This is a genomic window from Microbulbifer rhizosphaerae (assembly GCF_014191725.1).
Taxonomy (GTDB): domain Bacteria; phylum Pseudomonadota; class Gammaproteobacteria; order Pseudomonadales; family Cellvibrionaceae; genus Microbulbifer; species Microbulbifer rhizosphaerae.
In genome coordinates this window covers 216,131-234,522 of the sequence record NZ_JACHWZ010000003.1, presented here as the reverse complement: position 1 = coordinate 234,522, position 18,392 = coordinate 216,131, and the positions used below count along the sequence as shown (strand labels likewise).

16 protein-coding genes and 2 pseudogenes are annotated in these 18,392 nt (G+C 54.8%); 6 read left to right on the top strand and 12 right to left on the bottom strand.

Going from position 1 to position 18,392, the window contains the following annotated elements:
- Positions 1-94: 94 nt before the first annotated feature.
- From FHS09_RS04495 to FHS09_RS04485, 3 genes are all read right to left on the bottom strand, one after another.
- Positions 95-1,339 (bottom strand): tyrosine-type recombinase/integrase, encoded by a 1,245-nt coding sequence (locus tag FHS09_RS04495; RefSeq protein WP_183457165.1) that lies wholly within the window; start codon positions 1,337-1,339, stop codon positions 95-97.
- 175 nt (positions 1,340-1,514) lie between these two features.
- The gene (locus FHS09_RS04490; RefSeq protein WP_183457163.1) at positions 1,515-2,588 is read right to left on the bottom strand and encodes a DNA-binding protein; all 1,074 of its coding nucleotides are present in this window, start codon (positions 2,586-2,588) and stop codon (positions 1,515-1,517) included.
- A gap of 251 nt (positions 2,589-2,839) precedes the next feature.
- Positions 2,840-3,646 carry a site-specific integrase gene (locus FHS09_RS04485; RefSeq protein WP_183457161.1) on the bottom strand — a complete coding sequence of 269 codons (807 nt, stop codon included), beginning with the start codon at positions 3,644-3,646 and terminating at the stop codon, positions 2,840-2,842.
- A gap of 285 nt (positions 3,647-3,931) precedes the next feature.
- Here FHS09_RS04485 and FHS09_RS04480 point away from each other — a divergent pair, with 285 nt between their 5' ends.
- Together FHS09_RS04480 and FHS09_RS04475 are read left to right on the top strand one after the other, a co-directional pair.
- Positions 3,932-4,579, top strand: coding sequence for a hypothetical protein (locus FHS09_RS04480; protein ID WP_183457159.1), 648 nt, complete (start codon positions 3,932-3,934; stop codon positions 4,577-4,579).
- 678 nt (positions 4,580-5,257) lie between these two features.
- Positions 5,258-5,464: pseudogene (locus tag FHS09_RS04475) on the top strand (transposase); the annotation flags it as partial.
- Positions 5,465-5,597: 133 nt separating this feature from the next.
- Here the strand turns inward: FHS09_RS04475 and FHS09_RS04470 are convergent.
- The 4 genes from FHS09_RS04470 to FHS09_RS04455 all read right to left on the bottom strand — a co-directional run bounded on the left by FHS09_RS04470 (position 5,598) and on the right by FHS09_RS04455 (position 8,381).
- Positions 5,598-6,248 (bottom strand): ABC transporter substrate-binding protein, encoded by a 651-nt coding sequence (locus tag FHS09_RS04470; protein ID WP_183457157.1) that lies wholly within the window; start codon positions 6,246-6,248, stop codon positions 5,598-5,600.
- 95 nt (positions 6,249-6,343) lie between these two features.
- Positions 6,344-7,303, bottom strand: a complete 960-nt coding sequence (locus FHS09_RS04465) for a glutathione S-transferase family protein (RefSeq protein WP_183457155.1) — start codon at positions 7,301-7,303, stop codon at positions 6,344-6,346.
- A 2-nt stretch (positions 7,304-7,305) separates the two neighbouring features.
- Complete coding sequence (locus FHS09_RS04460; protein WP_183457153.1) at positions 7,306-7,902, bottom strand: FMN-dependent NADH-azoreductase; 597 nt, start codon at positions 7,900-7,902, stop codon at positions 7,306-7,308.
- Between the two features lie 29 nt (positions 7,903-7,931).
- Positions 7,932-8,381 (bottom strand): DoxX family protein, encoded by a 450-nt coding sequence (locus FHS09_RS04455; protein WP_183457151.1) that lies wholly within the window; start codon positions 8,379-8,381, stop codon positions 7,932-7,934.
- A gap of 211 nt (positions 8,382-8,592) precedes the next feature.
- Here FHS09_RS04455 and FHS09_RS04450 point away from each other — a divergent pair.
- Positions 8,593-8,992 (top strand): annotated as a pseudogene (locus FHS09_RS04450) (transposase); the annotation flags it as partial.
- A 100-nt stretch (positions 8,993-9,092) separates the two neighbouring features.
- On the opposite strand, the gene FHS09_RS04445 reads toward FHS09_RS04450, so the two are convergent.
- Together FHS09_RS04445 and FHS09_RS04440 are read right to left on the bottom strand one after the other, a co-directional pair.
- Complete coding sequence (locus FHS09_RS04445) at positions 9,093-9,782, bottom strand: pirin family protein (protein ID WP_183457149.1); 690 nt, start codon at positions 9,780-9,782, stop codon at positions 9,093-9,095.
- A gap of 29 nt (positions 9,783-9,811) precedes the next feature.
- Complete coding sequence (locus FHS09_RS04440) at positions 9,812-10,258, bottom strand: DoxX family protein (protein WP_183457147.1); 447 nt, start codon at positions 10,256-10,258, stop codon at positions 9,812-9,814.
- A gap of 112 nt (positions 10,259-10,370) precedes the next feature.
- Here FHS09_RS04440 and FHS09_RS04435 point away from each other — a divergent pair, with 112 nt between their 5' ends.
- On the top strand, positions 10,371-11,297 hold the full coding sequence (locus tag FHS09_RS04435) for a LysR family transcriptional regulator (protein WP_183457144.1): 927 nt from the start codon (positions 10,371-10,373) through the stop codon (positions 11,295-11,297).
- Between the two features lie 1,146 nt (positions 11,298-12,443).
- Here the strand turns inward: FHS09_RS04435 and FHS09_RS04430 are convergent.
- From FHS09_RS04430 to FHS09_RS04420, 3 genes are all read right to left on the bottom strand, one after another.
- Entirely contained in the window at positions 12,444-13,133 is a 690-nt protein-coding gene (locus FHS09_RS04430) for a pirin family protein (RefSeq protein ID WP_246394536.1), read from the bottom strand.
- Between the two features lie 129 nt (positions 13,134-13,262).
- Positions 13,263-14,153 (bottom strand): LysR family transcriptional regulator, encoded by an 891-nt coding sequence (locus tag FHS09_RS04425; RefSeq protein ID WP_183457140.1) that lies wholly within the window; start codon positions 14,151-14,153, stop codon positions 13,263-13,265.
- A gap of 31 nt (positions 14,154-14,184) precedes the next feature.
- Positions 14,185-15,291 carry a lipid A deacylase LpxR family protein gene (locus tag FHS09_RS04420; protein WP_183457139.1) on the bottom strand — a complete coding sequence of 369 codons (1,107 nt, stop codon included), beginning with the start codon at positions 15,289-15,291 and terminating at the stop codon, positions 14,185-14,187.
- A 471-nt stretch (positions 15,292-15,762) separates the two neighbouring features.
- On the opposite strand from FHS09_RS04420, the gene FHS09_RS04415 reads away from it, so the two are divergent.
- Positions 15,763-16,488 (top strand): hydrolase, encoded by a 726-nt coding sequence (locus FHS09_RS04415; protein ID WP_183457137.1) that lies wholly within the window; start codon positions 15,763-15,765, stop codon positions 16,486-16,488.
- A 63-nt stretch (positions 16,489-16,551) separates the two neighbouring features.
- Complete coding sequence (locus FHS09_RS04410; RefSeq protein WP_183457135.1) at positions 16,552-18,315, top strand: amidohydrolase; 1,764 nt, start codon at positions 16,552-16,554, stop codon at positions 18,313-18,315.
- Positions 18,316-18,392: the final 77 nt, after the last annotated feature.

Below are 18,392 nucleotides of genomic sequence, written 5' to 3'. Positions count from 1 at the left end.
AAGGGGGGTATCCGGTTTATTTCAACTATCGCGCACTTGAAGAGTCCACATGATCAGACCAGTAGTGTACAAAAAAGGGATTTGATTAAATCAGCTATTTGACGCCACGGCTTTTTCCACTTTGCGCACGGACGCGGTTCTCGGTCTGTACGTACACTGTATCTGTAGTTGCCATACTTGAGTGGCCCAAGTCTTCGGATAGATCCTTGAGCGCGCGGCCGCGCTCAATCTCCATGCTGGCTCCCGTATGCCTTAACCAATGTGTAGATGCCTCTTTTAGCTTGCGGGCGTTGTCCTCACCCTCAGCCAGCCGCATTGTTTCATAGGCTTTTTCAAAAACCTGCTGAACAATGCGGGTGAGCTGTCGCGACGTCATGCCGCCTTGGCCACGGATTTTCTCGACTATGGGATGGTTTTCTCCCAATGACGGCAGCGGGCTCAGGCCTCGGTAGATTCGATAGCGTTTGAGGTAATCGATAAAACTGGTTGGAACTGTGATATCCCTCAGTTTTCGGCCTTTCCCGAAGATTTTAAGCCACCAGTTTCCATCCGAGTCCTGCCAGAAATGGCTCATCACAGGGGTCCAATTCCTACGTTCTGACAGCTCGGAGATACGCAAAAACAGGGTCTTTAGTGCACAAATGACGAAGAGGCTGCGCTCGTAGATTGGATCCTCATCGGCAAGGTTTAACGCCGTATTAAAGACATACTGCCACTGGACTTCGGTTAACCGCCGAATCTCCTTGACCTGTGCATCCCTAATGAAATGACGGCAGTCGGACTTGGCAATCTGGGCAGGATTGCCGTACAGATACTCCTCGTTCATCAAGTACTTATAGAAAGCTATGATCCCGGTGAACGTGGAGGTCAGAGTTTGCTGTGAAGGCTTGTACTTTCTCTTGTCAGGCGTTGAACCGCGGGCCTCACTGTTTTTGGGCAACTTGAGCTTGTACGGCGCCCAGGATGAGTTCTGTATATATCGGCCATTGTTGAGCAGGAATTTTTCGTGGTTGGCCAAGCAGATCCACGATGCTGGCGGCTGCCAGCAGAAGTCCGCGTACTCGAGAATATCAGCCTTGCGTAATCGCTCCATAGGTATGGATTTGACCAGGAATATCCACAACAGGAAGCGTTCGGTTTCATTGCGGAAGCGCGTAAAGGTATGCTCGGACTTGTTGCGGCCTGTATAGCTCAGGAACTCCTGGCCCCAGTGCCAATGGGACATCCACCAGGGTTCGCCAGTTTCGAGAAACTCCTTGAGATCCGGATAGTCATCAAAGCTGAAGTCTTTCAGCTCGGTATAGGTGGGATACAGTGGGACAGGTTTCGGGATTGTCATGGGTAAACCTGAGGTCTGGGTTTTCAGTAGGAATCCATTCTACAGGCTCTGAGCAACAATGTCGAACACTAAACAGTATACGACATAGTGAAGGCGGTATGTAGGAACCCATATCGATAGCCGATGCCTGCTGGGCGGAATCATTATCGGGGGCTGGCCGCTGAGTATGCCAAGTTCAACTCTCACCCGGGAGTGATTCTCGTAAAGAATTTTCGAGCTGTTTGAATTGGCCCTGGATAACAGCCTTTTCCTGTAAGATTGCCCGATTCTCGTCAGTTAACAGGATCACTCTATCTTTGGTTGAGTTCAGCTCCAGCTCTACTTTTCCCAGCGATTGTCGCAGCAGTTCGGCTTCTTTGCTGACAGATGCGTTGCGGCTCGATAGAGAGGTAACTTTATCCCGCAGCACGTTGATTTCGGCCACCTTTGTCGCAATCTCCTCTAGGTGGTCGATACGCCTTTCCTTTAGGGCCTCAACTTCAGTGCGGTATCCTGAGACCTGCTGCTGCAACTGCTGATTTTCAGTTTCCAGTGTCGCTGTGATCTCCCGCTGCCGATCATCGGACTCTTCACGCTCCCTGAGCCTGCGGCCAGCTTCAGCAAGCTGTTCCGTGAGGCCGGCTATCTGCTCCTTGAGCTGTTCGTTTGTCGATCTGAACTGATCGCGCTCCTGCTGGCGATCATCAGCTGTCCGCTGCTGAAAGTGCTCAAAATGGTCGCGTATATCGCGATTTTCCTGCTTTAGCTCTTCTACGGCCGCCTTAAGTTCGGCAATACGGACGCTGCCCTCTTCCCGTTGAAACTCGCTTTTGGCCAGCGCCGCCTGCGATTCCTCCTGAGCCAACTTCAATTTCCGGTTCCGCGTCTCGGATATCTCCAACTTGTGCTTCAGGCAGCGCAGCTCTTCCGCCAAGCCGGTGGAGGCAGCCCGAGCCTCCTCCTTCTCCCGCCTGTGCTTATCGGCGGCGGCCTCGAAGCCTTCCCTGGCCTCCTCCACTTTCCGGTCGGCTTCTTGTTGTACCCGATTGTGTAATGCTTTCAGTGCTTCAACCAGGTCCCTGGGCAGCCCACCCGTATCGGCCTGGCTGCCCGTTTCAGAGCGCCAGCGCTTCAGCAGGGGAGTAATTGTGCTTTTGCTCCCCGTACCCAGCGCAGCTCTCACCCTGTCCACTGTTGGCTCCTCACCGCGATTTTTCACCGCTTCTGCAGCTTGAGCGATATCCAGATAAGTGACCCCTGTGCGCGCCATGATCCGGTCTCCTTGTTTTTCGTATTGTATTACGTAGTATGTAATATAGCATTATTTAACTCTTTGGAATAACTTCTTGAAGCACTTTATTTAACCCTCGATAATGACACTTATCGTCGGTTAGAATCTGCGGTATGAATCTGTTCTCCCCTCTGTCTGGATGCCCAACTATAGATGGAAAGTTTTTCAAGTAAATCGGTAAAAATCCAAGTAAATCGGTAAAATGGGCATTCACATAATTTGAGATTACTTTACGTTTCTCGCACCTTCGGGCCGCCAATTCGACTCAGTGCATCTGAAATCTCTTCCTCTGGTGGTTCTTCATAGATAATCGTCGTAGACGGACTTACATGGCCTGCAATCTTCTGTGCCACCTTTACGGATTTCTTCTGTCTGTGAATCACATTGGTAATCAGAGCCCGTCTACCGCTATGAGAACTTGCCTTCTCAATCCCCGCCCAGTCGCGCAGCATCAGCGCCATATGTTCTTGGAGCGTATTTGGCGAGTAAGCTCCACCCTTTTGGCTCACAAACAGCGGATCAGTGGGTTTAGCTGCAGGATTCTTTTCGAGGCGCATAGTCAGATATTGAGTTAGGGAATCCCTCAAATCGTTATCTACTAGGGGCAAGTCTCGTGATTTACCGCGGTGCGTCTTTACAGGCGGATAAAAGGCTTCAGGGTCGACCTCGGCATCAGCTTTAGCCAGTGCCACGATTTGTGCCACAACCTGGTCAAAAGCCTCTTTTTCAAAACTAATGGTTTTGCGTTGGTATTTGGCTTTTGAGCGCCCCATCGCATCGGCACCTTTTGTATAGGCTGCCGGTAATGTCATCACCTCGTACAATTGAAAGTCTCTCGGCTGACCACTTCGATACGCCCCGAGTCTTGCGACCTCCTTGATTTGTAGCAAGGCGATTTCCTGTACACGGAGTCCCAGCTTAAAGCTGATCTGCATGATGGCGGTGTTTTTCTCAGGATACCGATGTTGTTGAATGGCTTCGAAAAGGTGGCGCTGCTGTGCTGGTGTAGGTACTCGAGCCTGTCCAGATTTCGGCATCTAGGGGCCTCCGCTGTCTTGTGAGGGGAGGCCTATTATAATCCGTATTAATGATATTTAAACGGATTTTTGGTTGCTCCGCTGCTCCTGCCGCTTTTTCATGCTAATGGCACTAAGTTCCTGATCGCTGTCAATGTTGCCATCTGCCACGAGAGTTAATTCAACCGGGTGTGCGCAACTACATTCTTGATGTAAGACAACGCTCTGGAGCTTGCTGACAAGATGCCGCCTAAGGCAAACTATTGACCTAGCCCTCTACTTTCACGTCATTAAGCCAGAGATCGTATGAAAGTCGCGACTTTTCGCTTGGAAGACCCCGAACGCATACCGCAAAACGATATTTTTGATGGCGGTAGCGAAACGATATTTAAAATACCAACCTTGCCTGCGTATGCAATTCATCATTCTAATATCGAAATGGATCCATGTATTTTTACCGCGTCCGAGGTCACCCAGAAAATTAGTCATGAAATACAAAATTGCATGGTCACTGTTCGAGGGTACTATGATCTTTACAGTCCAGCCTCCGGATTTTTGACGATTTATCATGCTGGAATTAAAGACTACTCTCTGCTATTTCCTCATATTAAGTCAGAATCACTTCGTCAACGATTGGGTCAGTTCGCTCAGGAAGCGGAGAGCGCACTAAGTAGTCAGTCCTGGATGTCTTACGTCTTAATGGTGGGAGCTGTTCTGGAAGGGCTGCTGTTTAATCAGTTTGGGGATAAATCATTTGCAGTGTTAATTAGAGATGCAATTGATAGGAATCTTATAGATAACCAAGAAGCAGCACTTTTCCAAGAAGTAAGAGCAACGCGTAATCGAGTTCACGCAGCAAAGCACATGGAGCCTTTCTCTAACCGAAAAATTGCTATGGAACTAAATGTAATTTACGAGAGACTTCTGAAAAGAAGTTGGATTTCACCCGATTGACTCAAAATCTTAAATCAGACTACCGTATGTCGAATACGATATTGGATATTTAGAGGGATTTAAGAGCCAGCACCGCCTCGCTGCTAGTCATATTGACTTCCGAGCGCGTACCGGTGGTTGCAGCCACATAGATAAAAATATTAGGCAGGACGCTTGGCAGTTGTGGGCCGTGCTGTTGAGCGTCTACGCATTTAGTATGAAAAGCCACATAGGGGTACTGAGTAATTCTGGCCAAATTATCACGCCAAATCATATAACCAGGGCTTGAGCTAGGGGCCCAGTACCTCCTCTTCGTACTTGTGATGACCTCACTTTTAGCACTTCTTATTCACTATCCCCCAAATTTTTGACGAATCTTCCCAATCAACTCGGGCGTTACCTCCCTCTTCCCCAGATAGCACATGGCGGTCAGAGCCAGCCCCGCTGGTCGTCGCTTACCAAGGGTCAGCTGACCTGGACAGACATGCTGCAAGCGGATCTCTAACTTCCCATACGGGGCTACTGGCTAATTTTGGCCAACACCACTAAAATGGGCATTCACCCAACATGAGATCACCTTATTGTTTCCCGCCGCTAATTCCGCTCAGTGCGTCCGAAATCTCTTCCTTTAGTGGTTCTTCATAAAGAATCGTCGTAGACGGACTTACATGGCCTGCAATCTTCTTGGCCACCTTCAGGGTGAACACCGTTCTCGGCAATCTCAAGAGTGCGCTACGCAGCACTTACCATTCGATACGTCCAAAATATGCGCAACGCTACCTTGCCGAATTTCAGTATCCGTTTAATCGCAGATTCGACTTGTCAGCGCTCATTCCTCGGCTTGCCTTTGTCTCCCCCCGGACGCCATCGATGCCGGAAAGACTACTTAAACTTGACTTAGCTTAGATGGTAATTAGGTGGGTTTTTGCAAGTGAACTTCATTGCTACAGCGACTTCCGAAGAAGAATTCCAGCGTTGGGTGGCGCAAGACTGGAAACCCGCCGGTCGCGCAGCAGAAAGGCGCGACCGGCGCAGTGGTTCAGCTGACTTTGTCAGGGGCCTCATCCGCGGACCAGTTGGCGATCACTTTGTCGATATCGCCGTGTGTCTGCATGGATTGCGCGAACTGGCTGCGGAAGGTCTTGCCGAGGTTGACCCCATTCAGGATCACATTGATCAGCTTCCACTGTCCGGCGCGGTTGCGCAACAGTGTATAAGAGACCTTGGTAATCCCCTCCTTACTACGCACTTCCTGCAGGACATTCACCCGGTTGCCGCTCGGTGCGGAACCTGGATTGACGACCCTGACGTGCATATCGCCGAACGAGGCCACCCCGTGGGCGAAAATCGCCACCAGGTTGCGACGGAAGGTATTGGAAAAACGCGAGCGCTGTTCGGCTGTGGCCCGTTTGGCGTAGCGCCCCATAACGCCGCGGGCGATGAAGTCGAAGTCCACGACCGGCGTCAGCACGCTCTCTACCGCACTGTAATAGCGCTGGGGATCGGAGTTCAGGTACTGGCCGTTTGTGCGAATCACCTCCAGGAGGTTCTGCGACACACCCTCGCTCATGGTGTAGGGGTTCTGGGCGGCACTGGCAAAAGGCACCCATACAGATACCAGCAGTGCGCACACAGCTGCCTTCACCCAACCGGCGAAACCGGTACGGCCAGAAAATGACGATACGTTCACAAATATTCTCCCATTGGCAAATCATCCCTTGGATGCACGCAACACCAAAATTTTCTGTTCATATTGAACCTTCTGGATTCTGAAACCTGTTGTTTTCACTCAAACTGGTCCCGGTTATGGGGTAACGTAAAATCCTGCTCGGGCCCCAGCGGCACCACCTGGGTCGGGTTGATAGTGACGTGGCTGCCGTAATAGTGTTGCTTGATGTGTTCAAAGTTAACTGTCTGTGCCACTCCCGGCTGCTGGTACAACTCGCGAAGATAATTGCTGATTGCCGGATAATCGGCGATGCGCTGGCGGTTGGTCTTAAAATGTCCGTAATAAACAGCATCGAAGCGAATCAGGGTGGTAAATAGGCGCCAGTCCGCTTCCGTCAGTACGGTTCCCGCCAGGTAGCGCTGCCGGGTCAGTGTCGCCTCGACACAGTCCAGCGCATCAAACAGCTTGTAATAGGCCTCTTCGTAGGCCTGTTGAGACGTTGCGAAGCCAGCCCGGTATACGCCATTGTTGATCGAGTCGTAAACCCGCTCGTTAATGGTGTCTATCTGCGTCCGTAAAGCGCTAGGGTAATAGTCCTTGCCGTTACCGGTAAGCCCGTTAAAAGCACTGTTGAGCATGCGGATAATCTCCGCCGATTCATTGCTGACAATGGATTGGGTCTGCTTGTCCCACAATACCGGCACGGTGACCCGACCTTCGTAATTTGGGTCTGCCTTTAAGTACAACTGATACAGATAATCCAGGTTATATTGATCGTTTTTCAACTCCCAGCCGTTGCTCAACATCAATGGCTCAACCACAGTGACATCAATCAGATCCTGCAGGTCTTTGAGCTGGCGAAAAATCAGGGTGCGGTGGGCCCAGGGGCAAGCCAGCGACACGTATAAATGATAACGTCCCGGCTCTGCTTTAAATCCCGCGCTACCCGTCGGGCCGGCGGTGCCATCAGCGGTTACCCAACTGCGAAAGCGACTGTCCTGGCGGCGGAATTTACCGCCGCTTGAGCTAGTGTCATACCACTGATCTACCCATTGTCCGTTCTGTAATAAACCCATAGCTACGCCTCCCCGACTTCACGCTGCGCCAGCAACGTATCAATTTGCTGCCTGGCCGCTTCTATCACCACCCCTGGGGCTCCCTTGGAACCGCTGGCATCGATATGAACCACTTCTGTTACACCCAGAAAGCGACAGATATGTTCAAGATAGCGACTGGCAAAATCCCAGTCACCGCCAATTGGCGTGCCGCCGGACGCTGTCACAATGAAGGCCCGCTCTACTCCGATCAATCCCTCCGGGCCGTTCTCCGTGTAGCGGAATGAAACCCCGGCGCGACAGACATAATCGATCCACTGCTTCAGGTAGGCGGGCACGCTAAAGTTGTACATCGCAACCCCCAGCACCAGGGTATCGGCCTGCTGCAACTCGGCGATCAATTCGTTGGATACCGCCAGATGCTGCTGCAAGCTGGCACGGTCATCTTCGTGGGAACCATGCACACCCACCAGATCTCGCGGACTGATCGGTGGCAGAGGGTTCTTAACCAGGTCTCGCTCGATGACCGGCTGCCCCAGTTGTTGCACCAGATAATCGGTGATGATGCGGGAGTTACCGCCTTCCACCCGGGCACTCGAATCAATTCTCAATACGGTCATAAGGTATCTCCTGTAGATTTGAGTAGGTTTTATTGGCTCAGTTTTGTGCTAATCAGCTGATCGGCACTTATGCTCCCTGCACCGCGGATCGCAAGAGTGACGCTCATCGCCAGTAATGCCAGACCGAACTCATAGCCGTTGTTTGCCATGAACAGGCCGTTACCGGCATGCACCGCGAGGATCGCCACCAGCATGGTGATCGCCAGCACCGCCGCCGCCGGGCGCACCAGCAGACCAAGCAGCAAGGCGATACCGCCGAAGAATTCGGCACTACCGGCGGCCAACGCCATCAGGTAGCCGGGTTCCAGGCCGATGGAGGCCATCCACTGTCCGGTCCCCTCCAGTCCGTAGCCGCCGAACGCGCCGAACAGTTTCTGTGCGCCGTGGGCGGCAAAGATGATGCCGGCCGGGATACGCAGCGCCAGGGCCGCCAGGCTGGAGTCGGTTGCAAGCAGTTTCGAAATCGTTGAGTTATTCATGTCGGGTCACCTTGTTTAATTCAATGTATTTGATCAGTAAGGCCACTATAATTCCTATCATTAAGAAAAAATAACGGGTATATTTGAACTTTATCATCAAATAATTTGAACTATTGGCTCACCCCTGACCCTCGATGCCATCGATCGACGCAAGAGTTTCGCTGCCACGGCTGAGGAGCTGTGCCGCGTAGGGCGTTCGCTCGAATGGTAAGGCCTGTTGGAACGAGACGCCGAGAACAGCTATCTCGTTGGGGAGGCGGTGGACGACGACCCGATGACGCCACTGCTGGGGCATGCCATCACCTACCGCATCGCCGTGGGCCGCAGGCAGGGCGCAAGGTGTTCACCTTGCAGACGCTGCCGGGCAGCAATGAGCCGTTCGATGACAGGGTGGGCAACGTGGCTGGCTTCTCGTTGCACGCCGGGGTGGCGGCAAGAGCGAATGAACGCAAGAAGCTGGTGCGGCTGTGCCGCTACATCAGCCGCCCGGCGGTCTCGGAAAAGCGTATGTCGCTCACGCCCAACGGCAACGTGCGCTATCAGTTGAAGACCCCATACCGCGACGGGATTTCATTGCAAGATTGGCGGCACTGGTACCCAGGCCCCGAGCGGGAGAATCAGCTGCGCCAGGAGGAGATTACCGAGGAGATCGAGGTGCTGCTGCTCAACGCGTCCTGCACTGAACTGGCACCTGAAGATAACCAGGACTGATCAGGCGGCCAGATCAAACAGCAGCGCTTCGACGCCGTCGCCAACATCGATCGCGAGCAATGACTCTGCCTCGATGATCCCACCATCCCCCTCTTGCAAACGCGTGCCGTTCAGCTCCAGACCGCCCCGCGCCACATGCAGGTAATACACTCGATCGGCTTGAAGCGGTAACTCGACACGCTCTGCCGACAGCCTGAGTTGATAGATCCGCACATCCTGATGCGCCTTCAGCGATCCGTTCTCGCCATCCCGAGAGACGATCAAGGTCACCCCCCTCGCAGCACTGAAATCCCTCTGCACGTAACCGGGCCGCAAGCCCTGCCTCTCGGGGCGAATCCACACCTGCAGGAAGTGCAGAGGCTTTTCCCGGTCCGGGTTGAATTCGCTGTGCATGATGCCGGTACCCGCGCTAATCACCTGTACCTCCCCGGCGCGCAAGCGGGTCCGGTTGCCCATCGTATCCCGGTGCTCGATACTGCCCTCGAGGATATAACTGATGATCTCCATATCCCGGTGAGGATGGGTTTCGAAACCCGCACCTGGCACCACCCGGTCGTCGTTGATCACCCGCAGGCTGGATACACCCATATGGCGAGGGTCGTAATAGTGGCCAAAAGAGAAGGTATGACGGCTATCGAGCCACTTGATGCGGAACCGCCCCCTCTCCTCTGCCGGTCTGAGCTTGATCATGTCATCTCTCCTGTGGTGTGGGACGCCATTCAGGCGCCCGCGTTGGTCAGCTTGCGGTCGATCGACAGCGCGCCGCCACCCTGAATTGCCAGTGCCACGGACACCGTCAGAAGTGCCAGCCCGAACTCATAGCCGTTGTTCGCCATAAACAGGCCGTTACCGACATGTACCGCGAGGATCGCCACCAGCATGGTGATCGCTAGCACGGCGGCCGCCGGGCGCACCAGCAGACCAAGCAGTAGTGCGATACCGCCGAAGAATTCGGCACTACCGGCGGCCAGCGCCATCAGATAGCCAGGTTCCAGGCCGATGGAGGCCATCCACTGCCCGGTCCCCTCCAGTCCGTAGCCGCCGAACGTGCCGAACAGTTTCTGTGCGCCGTGGGCGGCGAAGATGATGCCGGCCGGGATACGCAGCGCCAGGGCCGCCAGGCTGGAGTCGGTTGCAAGCAGTTTCGAAATCGTTGAGTTATTCATGTCGAGTCACCTTGTTTAATTCAATGTATTTGATCAGTAAGGCCACTATAATTCCTATCATTAAGAAAAAATAACGGATATATTTGAATTTTATCATCAGATAATTTGAACTATGAGCTCACCCCTGACCTTGGATGCTCTGCGCATCCTCGATGCAATCGATCGACGCAAGAGTTTCGCTGCCGCGGCTGAGGAGCTGTACCGGGTACCCTCGGCCATCTCTTACACTATCAACAAGCTGGAGGAAGACCTTGGGGTGAAGCTATTCGATCGCAGCCGACGCAAGGCTGAGCTGACCGCGGTGGGTCGGCTGGTTCTGGAACAGGGCCGTCAGATTCTGACCGCCAGTGAAGAGCTCGCGGTGCTCGCACGTCAGGCGGCCACCGGCTGGGAAGCAGAGCTGCGCATCTGCGTGGACTCGGCGATTGGCTTCGATACCGTGTACTCCTTGATTGGAGCCTTTCAGGAGTTCCAGCCACGGACCGAAGTGCGTCTGATCGAGGAGGTGTTGGCCGGCAGCTGGGACGCACTCAACGCCCAGCGCTGCGATCTGGTGATCGGCGCGGCGGGCGAGCCTCCGGGCCAGGGGTTTTCCACCCTGCCGCTGGGCGCGCTGGAGTTCGAATTCGCCGTTGCCATGGACCACCCGCTGACACAGATGCCGCAGCCATTGTCGATGGAGCTGATCCGCCAGTACCCCACCGTGGTGGTCGCCGACAGTTCACGCTACCTGCCGGCACGCTCCTCCGGGCTGCTGGATGGGCGCAACCGCATCGTGGTCGACTCGATTCAGCGCAAGATCGACGTTCAGGCGCGCGGACTTGGCGTCGGCTATCTGCCGCTGAACCTGATGCAGAAAGAGTTGCACAACGGCACGTTGCAGATCATGCAACTGGCAGAGAGTCGACCGGCGCAACCGATCTGCGCCGCCTGGCACAGCAGCAATCGGGGCAAAGGGCTGGCCTGGTTTATCATGCAACTGCGTGGCATGCGCTTCGATGCCCGTACAGGCCTGATCAGCGATCAGGCCAGCGAGTGAGTGGATGCCGCCTCCGAATGCCGGCAGACGCCGAGAACAGCTGCTGGGGCATGCCATCACCTACCGCATCCCGGGGGCATGGTTGCGAGGACGGTGCCGCGGAATTAGTTGTTATGTTGCGGCTGCCCGGATGCTAGCACCGACTATTTTCCCTTAATAGTGGAGCCTGCCCTTTTTGTCGACATGAGGGCGCGGGGTATTCTGAGGGCCTCGAATCGGAATTGGTAAGGAGACATCCATGTGCCAGTGTTCCCTCGCTGCCAATACAGCAACCGCCGTCCCTACGTCACGTTCAAAGCAAAACTGCTGGAATGGGAGGATGGCACGAAAACGCTTAAACTGCCGGCAAAGTTCACCCAGAACCACTGCAATATGCAGCCTTTTCGGTGTTCGAAACGATTTGGTGGTTTCGCCAATTCTGATTAGCCTATTGGCCGGCCACAAACACGCTGATGGTGGAGTACAAATACAACCAGCCATCGTTCAGCATTAAAGATTCCAGGTGCCTTAGGGATCGCATTTTCGGTAAAGACGAGACTGATAGGGCGGGTCAGTTCAGTCGGATCGCTCGTCGTCGCGTTTTGTACGGCACCGTCCTCGCATGCTTGAACTTCTAAAATGGCCTACTGCGGCAACCGGCGATAGGAGCGATGTAGAAATGTATATAGGGCCGTGAAATGCATTGGTGGATGGTCCACCCCCCTTACCCCATTCCGACGATCTTTATCACTGTGGATTCTCTGGATGACTGGCTCCATAACCAAGCTTGGTCGTGATGAAATCCATCAGCTGGCACAGTACACGAGTGGCTTCTTGTTAGTTTGCAATGTAAGACGCCTGCCATGCAGTTAAACTGCACCGCAAGAAAAACTTCCTAATATTTCAGATTATGCGCACTGGACACCTAGGAGAAATGACAATAGATGCAGCGGCACACCTAAGTGGAAAAATTTTTGAGGCATTGCCTACAACTTGCATCCAACATTGAAGTGTATCTAATATGATGATGACTGGCTCTATACCAAGCTTGGTCACGTTCATCAATTTTCAGTTACATTCAGGCACCACAACGAGTCTACTGAACTAGTTGTCGGATTGCTTTCGTGATGCTCCCAGTTTGCATCGGAAATTTGTGAGAGTCCTCGGTTAGCCTTCCTCCGGAGGAAGGTCAAACCAGAGTGCAATTAACCCATCCTCTCGTGCCCGCACTTCCAGCAACTCACCAAAGGAACCCAGGGCGTCGCCAGGACCGAGCTCCCGCCCATTCACCTGAGCGCCACCTTCGATTAAGTGCAGGTAACCAATACCACGGCTGGCCTCCAATAGCTCTCCTTCGTCACTTGCAAGCTTCAGGCGAAAGATACTCACGTCCTGGTGGATAGTCAGGGAGCCCTCTTGGCCATCGGGTGTTATCAGAGATGTGAGGTGACCACTTTGCGCTATGGCTTTTTGCTCGTAACTTGGTTCTAGGCCCAGCCGATTGGGCCTAATCCAGATCTGCAGAAAACGCAGTGATTCACTGCTGAAATGGTTGTACTCCGAATGGGTAATGCCAGTTCCCGCTGTCATGCGTTGCACCTCGCCAGCGGGAACCACAAATTGGTTACCTAAACTGTCTTTGTGTTCGATTGCTCCCTTCAGCACATAGGAAATGATTTCCATGTCCTGATGGCCGTGGGCATTAAAACCTGCACCCGGTGCCACTGTATCATCGTTGATGACTCTCAAGACAGATATACCCATATGATTTGGGTTGTAATAGTGTCCGAAAGAGAAGCTATGGCGAGAGTCTAACCATCCAAATTCTGCCCTGCCCCGCTCTCTAGCACGCCGCATGTAAAGCATTCTTGCATCTCCGCAATTAGTTGTACGACACGCACTTTATAAAGGATTGCGGAAAATAAAAATCAGCTTATATTAGATGAATGGTTCGAATTATTCACACGAGTTTTACAATAGTCAGTCCTATGAAGGCATGTTCATGGTCCGGTAGCGCAACTCACCTAGCAACTCTCTGGCGGCCGGCCCTAAACTGTCGCTGTCGGCGTAATTAAGATAAAAGGACACAGTGCGACGAGACCCACGCTCCAAGTTCAGCGGCAGCAACAAGCCCTCATCTAAATACTGTTGAATAGAGGGCAGTGGTAGCCAGGCATAACCAATGCCCTTACATACCAAATCAATGGAGGTTCGCATATGACTTACCGTCCATCGCTGCTCCGAACCAAGCCAGCCAGCGCTCGCCGGGGCCTTGGCACTGGAGTCTCGCACCACGATCTGACGGTGTGCCTTTAGATCTTCATACGTGAGCAGTCGCTCCAGCTGATGCAGCGGGTGCCCTTCTTTCGCTACCGCAACAAATGCTACTTGGCAGATTTCTTCGTTTAAACCGCTATCCATCATTAGAGGGGATATACCCAATGTGGCACGCCTTTCAGCGACGGCTTCGTTGGCACCGGATAGAACCGTCTCCACCACCTCTACCTTGAGCTGGGGAAATTTTATGGAAATTCTTTGTAGAACACGGAAGATAAGCTCCTGGGGAAAGGCGCTGTCCACGGCGACACTCAGGCTGGCCTCTATACCGGTGCTCAATGCCTTGGCAACTGTCTCTATGCGCGCGACCTCTTCAAGCAGAAACCTGCCCCGACGCAGTAACAGTTCGCCATTGTCGGTGAGGATGGCCTTGCGCCCCTCGAGTTTGAACAAGGGCGTGCCAAGGCTCTCCTCCAGTTTACCTACAGCATGGTGCACCGTGGACTGGCTCTTGTGAACCGCCTGGGCGGCCTGGCTGAATCCACCGTATTCCACTACGGCCTTGAACATACGCCATTGTTCCAAGGTTGTTTTTTGCATGAAAATTCCTTCAGGACTTTCTAGAGGTTTCCTACAGATCGTAAGAAATGATGATTCCCGCCCACAAAGGGCTGCGTGCGCCGGCGCCGCTCTTGATTTCTCTGTTCTGGTAGCGGAGGACGTAACTCAGGCGATAGCGCTGCAACTGCGCAGTGACGCCCAGCCATGCCTCTCCCAGCAGGTGATTCAGTTCACCACTGCTGAAAGTGACATCGCTCTCCCTGAACTGCCCCTGCAGGAACGCGTTGTATGCGCGCGCGCGAACCTTGACCCCGCCCCAGAGATAGAGCTCCCCTACTCCCCGTCGCACCGACTCACCGATCACCGGCGCAGGCCGCGAGCTGTAATCGCCATTCTCCGGAGTAAAACTCCACCAGGGGGTGTTGATCAGCCCCCAGCGGCCGGTCAGGGAAAGGCTGGTCTCGCTGATGTAGCCGATGCTGGCAGAAGAAGTGTATTTGATCTCGTACTCAGTGCGCTCGCTCTGGAAGTTGGAAGCCAGTAGGGCCTGACGGCCGGCAGTGTACTGGAAAGTGAGCTCGCCCCCGTCGCTGACCTGGTGGTCCCAGCCGTTCGGCAGGTCCGAACCCACCACTCTGTGCACCCTGTCCTGCAACGTAGCGCCCAGTTGGCTACCCATTACCCCCAGGGTGAAGGCCGTTTGGTACACGGGTTCATCGGCGTCGCGGACGTAGAGGCGGCTGTTGGACAGATAGGCCAGGTTGGCAAAGGGGCGGTCATCGTAAATCGCCTCGCTGCTGGCGATATCCGTTGGGGAAAACATAAGTACCCCAAACTGCATCGCGTGCAGGCGATAGAAATCGTCGGTTTCCAGCGGCAGCAGGCTGTCCGCGGCACCCAGCAGCGGATCCAGGGACCACCAACCCTCAGCCGCTTTCCGCCCGCTGAAAGTCACGCCTACCCCAGCGGTATAGTCCTGGTCCCGGCTGGCGCCGGGGATCAGCAGGTCGTTGTCGAAATAGAAGCTCCAGCCTGAGAAGGGCTTTTCAAGCCCATCCTCCCCCAGAGGCAACCCCTCGGGCTCTGCCCAGGCAGGGCTTTGCGCCGCCCAGAGAAGGGGAACTGCGGCGGCCAATGACCATTTGTTTAAAATACTTAGAGTTCTAAGGGACTGCATAACCATCTCCAACCAGATGGCGGCAGCTTACCCTCTATTTTTTAGAAGAAAATAAGATAAAAGGCGACAATATATTCTATAAAGTAGAAAGTTCTTTGGCTACGGCTACGGCTACGGCTACGGCTACGGCTACGGCTACGGCTACGGCTACGGCTACGGCTACGGCTACGGCTACCGGGCTACCGCAGTTCGGCAACAAGAACTCCGGAGAAGAGCAATCGCTTCGTTGCTATAGCGCCATACTGCCGCTTCGCGCTTTCCTCGCTCGACCCACCCTCATCATTCTCTTCCGCTGTCGAAGGCGCAAACAGAGGCGGAAGCCCCCTGCCTTCGGGCTTTTTCTAAATTTTCGAAACACACCCTCGAAACTATCAAATTTTCACCCCGCCACGGCGGCAGTAATCTGCGCCCCGACGGTCAGTGATGGCCACGCAAGACGCTTATTAGCGAACACACTTTGAGGAAATGACTATGGGTATCATTGGCAAAAAATTCAAAGCGGCAATCGCGGCTGTCGGCCTGCTCGCCGCAGCTTCCGCTTCTATCCAGGTACAGGCCGGTGAGCCGGCCAAGAGTCTGCTGACCCCCGACAACCACACCCTGATCCTGATCGACCACCAGCCACAGATGGCCTTCGCCACCCGCTCCCACGGCGTGCAGTCCATTCGCAACAACGTCACCGGACTGGCCAAGTCCGCCAAGGTGTTCAATGTGCCCACCATACTGACTACCGTGGCCTCTAAGTCCTTCAGCGGCCCCCTCTTCCCGGAACTGCAGGCGGTGTTCCCGGAGCAGACCCCCATCGACCGTACTACCATGAACACCTGGGAAGACGACCGCGTGACCGACGTGGTTAAGAAGCACCGCAACAAGAAGTTGGTGATCGCCGCCCTGTGGACTGAAGTCTGCGGTATCGGCCCGGTACTGTCCGCCATCGAAGACGGCTACGACGTTTACTTTGTGACCGACGCTTCCGGTGGCGTGAGCAAGGAAGCCCACGACATGGCGGTACAGCGCATGATCCAGGCCGGCGCCCACCCCGTCACCTGGGTACAGTACCTGCTGGAGCTGCAGCGCGACTGGGCCCGTGGTGAAACCTACGCGGCCGTAACCGACATCGCCAAGGAGCACGCCGGCGGCTACGGCCTGGGCATCATCTATGCCAAAGAGATGTTCAGCGCCAAAGAAGGACACTGAATCGCCAGCGACGCCCCGGCCCGATCCGGGGCGTTTTTCGTTATCGAAGAGGATAAAACAGCCATGAAAGCCCTACCCCGCCTCCTTCTGGCCTTCGGCATCAGCTGTGCCACCCCGGCGCTGGCAGCCCCGGATCTGATCGTCACCAATGCCAAGGTCACCAGCTTCAAGAGCGGCGAAAACATCACCGCCTTCGCGGTGGAAGACGGTGTTTTTACCGCGGTGAGCAAAGACGCCGCCAGCCTGCTGGCGGGCAAGGATAAAGATACCAAAGTCATCGACGCCGGCGGCCGGCGCGTAATTCCCGGCCTCAACGACTCCCACCTTCACGTAGTGCGCGGCGGTCGCTTTTACAACAGCGAAACCCGCTGGGAGGGCATCGACACCCTGGAGGAAGCTCTGACGCTCGTCAGCGAGCAGGCCAAGCGTACCCCCAAAGGCCAATGGGTACGCGTGATCGGCGGCTGGTCTCCCTACCAGTTCAGGGAAAAGCGCATGCCCACGGTTGAGGAGCTCAACAAGGCTGCTCCCAATACGCCGGTTTTCGTACTCTTCCTCTATTCTGGCGGCCTGCTTAACAAGGCAGGCATGGAGACGCTGGGCATAAACCGCGACAGCGTAGCACCGGAGGGTAGCCGCTATGAGCGCGACGCCGAAGGCAACCCCACCGGACGGCTGATCGCCGACCCCAACCCGATGATTCTGTACCGCACCATCGCCGCCCTGCCGCCGTTGGACGCGAAGCAGCAATACAACTCCTCCATTCAGTTCTACCGCCACCTGCTGAGCCTGGGTGAAACCAGCGCCGTGGACGCCGGTGGTGGCGGCCACCAGTTCCCGAAGGATTACAAGGCCTCGACCAAACTGGCCGCCGACGGCGAGCTGCCCATGCGCGTGTCCGCCTTCCTCTTTCCACAGAAGCCGGGAGAGGAACTCGGGCAGTTTGAAGAGTGGATGGCCGATTACCACCACGACCAGAACTTTCACAGCGATCACGACAACGGCTATGTGATCGAAGGCGGTGGCGAACTGCTTGTGTGGTCCGCCTCCGACTACGAGAACTTCACCTCCCACCGACCGGATCTCAAAGCGCAGGCGGAAAAGGAGCTGGAGCAGGTGGTGCGCCTACATGTGAAGAACGGCTGGCCCTTCCGCATCCACGCCACATACGACGAATCCATCGAACGCATGCTCAACGTGCTGGAGAAGGTCAACAGTACCCAGCCTCTGAACAAGGTACGCTGGGCCTTCGACCACGCGGAAACCGTATCCGACAAAAACCTGAAGCGGATCAAGGCGCTGGGTGGCGGCATCGCGGTACAGGGACGCATGGCTTTCGCCGGTGAATACTTTATCGACCGCTACGGCAAAAAAGCTGCGCGCCGCTCCCCGCCGATTCGCAAGATGCTGGATATGGGCATCCCTGTGGGTTTCGGCACCGACGGCACCCGTGTGGCCAGCTTCAATCCCTGGGTCACCTACTACTGGGCCGTGTCCGGTCGCACCGTTGGAGGAACCGAACTCTACGGTGCGGATAACCGCCTGGATCGCCTCACCGCACTGAAGCTGTTCACCCAGGGCTCCGCCTGGTTCTCCGGCGAGGAAAACAGCAAGGGCGACATAGCCTCAGGTATGGTGGCGGACTTCGCCATCCTCGACCGCGATATCTTCAAGGTGAAACAGCGCGAATTACTGGACACCCGGGCGGAGCTCACCGCGGTGAACGGCGAGATCCAGTATGCCTCCGAGGCCTTTCCAGCCTATCGTAAGCCGACACTGCCGGCACTGCCCGATTGGTCGCCGGTAAACAGCGCCGTCAGACACTGAGCATTCGCCGGGCTCTGTCCCCGACCTCCCTGGCGGGATTTAAAGGGTCGAGTCCGGTATATTTGCCCCAACATAAA

Excerpts from the sequence above, each read along its gene's own strand:
- FHS09_RS04495 (WP_183457165.1), bottom strand. The coding sequence starts at position 1,339 with ATGACAATCCCGAAACCTGTCCCACTGTATCCCACCTATACCGAGCTG.
- FHS09_RS04490 (WP_183457163.1), bottom strand. The coding sequence starts at position 2,588 with ATGGCGCGCACAGGGGTCACTTATCTGGATATCGCTCAAGCTGCAGAA.
- FHS09_RS04485 (WP_183457161.1), bottom strand. The coding sequence starts at position 3,646 with ATGCCGAAATCTGGACAGGCTCGAGTACCTACACCAGCACAGCAGCGC.
- FHS09_RS04480 (WP_183457159.1), top strand. The coding sequence starts at position 3,932 with ATGAAAGTCGCGACTTTTCGCTTGGAAGACCCCGAACGCATACCGCAA.
- FHS09_RS04465 (WP_183457155.1), bottom strand. The coding sequence starts at position 7,303 with ATGGGTTTATTACAGAACGGACAATGGGTAGATCAGTGGTATGACACT.
- FHS09_RS04460 (WP_183457153.1), bottom strand. The coding sequence starts at position 7,902 with ATGACCGTATTGAGAATTGATTCGAGTGCCCGGGTGGAAGGCGGTAAC.
- FHS09_RS04455 (WP_183457151.1), bottom strand. The coding sequence starts at position 8,381 with ATGAATAACTCAACGATTTCGAAACTGCTTGCAACCGACTCCAGCCTG.
- FHS09_RS04445 (WP_183457149.1), bottom strand. The coding sequence starts at position 9,782 with ATGATCAAGCTCAGACCGGCAGAGGAGAGGGGGCGGTTCCGCATCAAG.
- FHS09_RS04440 (WP_183457147.1), bottom strand. The coding sequence starts at position 10,258 with ATGAATAACTCAACGATTTCGAAACTGCTTGCAACCGACTCCAGCCTG.
- FHS09_RS04435 (WP_183457144.1), top strand. The coding sequence starts at position 10,371 with ATGAGCTCACCCCTGACCTTGGATGCTCTGCGCATCCTCGATGCAATC.
- FHS09_RS04430 (WP_246394536.1), bottom strand. The coding sequence starts at position 13,133 with ATGCGGCGTGCTAGAGAGCGGGGCAGGGCAGAATTTGGATGGTTAGAC.
- FHS09_RS04425 (WP_183457140.1), bottom strand. The coding sequence starts at position 14,153 with ATGCAAAAAACAACCTTGGAACAATGGCGTATGTTCAAGGCCGTAGTG.
- FHS09_RS04420 (WP_183457139.1), bottom strand. The coding sequence starts at position 15,291 with ATGCAGTCCCTTAGAACTCTAAGTATTTTAAACAAATGGTCATTGGCC.
- FHS09_RS04415 (WP_183457137.1), top strand. The coding sequence starts at position 15,763 with ATGGGTATCATTGGCAAAAAATTCAAAGCGGCAATCGCGGCTGTCGGC.
- FHS09_RS04410 (WP_183457135.1), top strand. The coding sequence starts at position 16,552 with ATGAAAGCCCTACCCCGCCTCCTTCTGGCCTTCGGCATCAGCTGTGCC.